Source organism: Neisseria sp. P0019.S003 (assembly GCF_051957115.1).
GTDB lineage: Bacteria > Pseudomonadota > Gammaproteobacteria > Burkholderiales > Neisseriaceae > Neisseria > Neisseria flavescens_D.
Genome location: NZ_JBQCWT010000078.1, coordinates 1 through 456, shown reverse-complemented (window position 1 = coordinate 456; position 456 = coordinate 1). Strand labels below are relative to the sequence as shown.

General features: G+C 49.1%; 1 protein-coding gene. It reads right to left on the bottom strand.

The window, feature by feature from the left end; translation table 11 throughout:
* On the bottom strand, nucleotides 1–456 hold a 456-nt coding region (locus ACTHTS_RS11175; protein ID WP_440370078.1), incomplete at both ends, for a 4Fe-4S binding protein.

The window sequence follows — 456 nt, the reverse complement described above, 5'->3', positions numbered from 1 at the left end:
CGGTTTTCGTGCGGGCGCCGCGACGTTCGCCGCGTTCGGTATCGTAAGAAATAATCAGCGTGTCTGTGTCAAACATTGCACTTTGGAAACGTGCATACGGACACATATGCAGACACACTTTTTCGCGCATGATGTGGGCGAAGAAGAAAGTCATGAATCCGTAAAATACTGCGGCAAACATTGCGCCGCCGCCTGCTGCTCCGGTGAATAAATCGGGAACAAATTGGCGGATCGGGACAAACCGGCCTGCAAAAGTGATACCTGTCCATGCGCAGACAAGGAAAATCAGCAGGTATTTGGTGGCCTTAATGCGAATTTTAGTAAAGTTCCAAGGCGATTTTTTCAGTTTTAGTCGTTTGTTTCTGTTGCTTTCGGCTGGGTTGTTGATTCGTGGTGTGGTTTTGGTGTGGGTTGTTTGTGGGTGTGGGTGGTTATGTTGTGAGTGGTTGGTGGTGG